Raw genomic sequence first — 2079 nt, 5'->3', positions numbered from 1 at the left:
CTCGATCGAGGCGCCCGGTTTTTTTGGACGGGGCCGATGGTGGCGACGCAACAGCACCTCGCGAGCTTTTTTCTTCGTCGTCACCGCTATCACCGCAATAAATCCGCGAAGACGCCTGCGCCTCGCGCCGCGTGAAAGTGTCTTAGAGATGCAAGCAGCGCGTGCCGTAAGCGCCGCGCCCGCCTGATCAACAAACCGGAGCATGAGAATGAAGAAACACTCTTTTGCAGGGCACCTGCGCGACACGACGTCCATCCTGGCGCTGTCGACGGCGGCCCTGCTCGCCTCGTCGGGCGTGCCTGCGATCGCGCAGGCCACCCAGGGCATCTATGCCGGCGGCAGCACGCTGGCGTCGCTGGTTTTCCGGCAGGTCTTCGATTGCTATAGCGGCGCCACCGTCGGCGGCGACGGCGTCACGTTCTCGACTGGCTTGCCGGGCGCCGGCTTATTGCCGACCACCTGCACGGTGGTGTCAACAGTGCAGGGCATGGTTGCCGGTGTCGGCTCAGGCAACGGCATGCGCGGGTACATCAGCAACAGGCCGGAGCAGTGGTATGGAGGCCCCAACTTCCGGAGACCGTTCAGCTTTACGATTGCCACGCCCTTCCCTGCGGTTCAGCCACCGTTCGTGGACAGCGCCAATGCGACCAATTTCGGCAGCTATCCATATCCGCGCCTGGATATCAGCCTGTCGGACGCACCACTGACCATTATCTGGCCTGCAACAACCCTCACGACAGTGCCCTTCAGCTTCAGCCCGGCGACCAACTGGTCGACCATCGGCGGCGCGATCAGCCAAGTCACAGTGAACGGCACAGCGGTGGCCACCTACATCCCACTGCTTATGGCCAGCCGATCCAGGTTCCGGCGTTCGAGGTCAACGTCGCGATCGCGGTCAACACGTCCGGTCTCACCGTCAACTCGGCGGTCACAGGCGCGGGCACCACGCCAGGCACCCAGGCCAACCAAGGCGCCGCCATCCAGCTCACCACAGCGCAGATGTGCGCGATCTTCTCAGGCTTCGTGACCGATTGGAGCGACACCACTCCCAACAAGATCCCGTACCTCGACAGTGCCGGCATGATAATGCTCGCGGCTTTCAACGAGGCCAACAAAGACTCTTCGGGCGTGGCGCAGCCTTACTCGGCGACCTCCAAGACCATCAGGGTGGTGTACAACTCTGACGAAAGTGGCGAAACCTACATCCTGACCAACTATCTCAAGGCTGTCTGCCCGCTGATCGACTACAACGCAGGGTACATATCGATCTTCGGCGCCACGAATCTTCCGAGCACGAGCTTCCAGACCCTGATCGACAACGTCAACGCCTTCCGCGGCAGCACAACCATCACGTCGCAATGGATCGGCGCGATTGGAAGCGGCGGGGTGGCGGCGACGATCGGCACCGGTGCAGCCCAGGGAGGCACCATCGGATATGTCGGCGCCAACTTCACCAAGCCTTACACCCAGGCGGTGTCGGGTGCGGGCCTGACCAATGTCGACGCACCGTATTCGGCAGCGTTGCAGAACGAACAACTGCGCATCGCCGGCATCTATGTTCCGGACAACACGACACCCTCAACCCTGGAGTTCATCGCGCCGACGCCGGCCGGCGCCCTCAACGCGTGGACCGACACCCGGCTGCGGGTGCCGGCCACGACCTGGACCTGGGCTGACTTCAACATCTACAACACCGTCTTCGGCCGGGTGACCCAGGGCGGTGTGAGCGTGACCGGCAAGTCTGTGCTGCCGCTCACCAACAGGGCGAACGCCTATCCGCTCAGCGGCACCGCGTTCATGTTCCTCTATAGCTGCTACAGCCTCCCGGCGGGAGAGCTACCCACCGACCCCGTCAATCGCGTCACCAGTCTGACGAACTACCTGAGCTGGCACTACACTGCCAGCAACCCCTTGCTCACCCGCGTGATCCAGAACGTCGGGTTTAACCCCGTCCCGGCTAGTTATGCGACGGTGATCAGGAACAAGTACCTGAGCCCCTCCAGCGCCGAACGAATCGCCATTGGGGGCACAGCCGGCACCAACTGCGCCAGCGCCAGCGGCGCGCTGTAAGCCAGCGCT

Annotated in this window: 2 protein-coding genes; both read left to right on the top strand. The window is 63.1% G+C overall.

Features of this window, described 5'->3' with window-relative positions; genetic code table 11:
• The first annotated feature begins 208 nt into the window (after nucleotides 1-208).
• Nucleotides 209-1027, top strand: coding sequence for a hypothetical protein (locus CWO89_RS49325; RefSeq protein ID WP_349644943.1), 819 nt, complete (start codon nucleotides 209-211; stop codon nucleotides 1025-1027).
• Nucleotides 1000-2070 carry a substrate-binding domain-containing protein gene (locus CWO89_RS43465; RefSeq protein ID WP_349644942.1) on the top strand — a complete coding sequence of 357 codons (1071 nt, stop codon included), beginning with the start codon at nucleotides 1000-1002 and terminating at the stop codon, nucleotides 2068-2070. Before CWO89_RS49325 ends, CWO89_RS43465 begins: the two co-directional genes overlap by 28 nt.
• The last annotated feature ends 9 nt before the right edge of the window (nucleotides 2071-2079 follow it).

Source organism: Bradyrhizobium sp. Leo170 (assembly GCF_004296405.1).
Lineage (GTDB): Bacteria > Pseudomonadota > Alphaproteobacteria > Rhizobiales > Xanthobacteraceae > Bradyrhizobium.
This window is presented reverse-complemented; position numbering and strand designations above follow the sequence as displayed.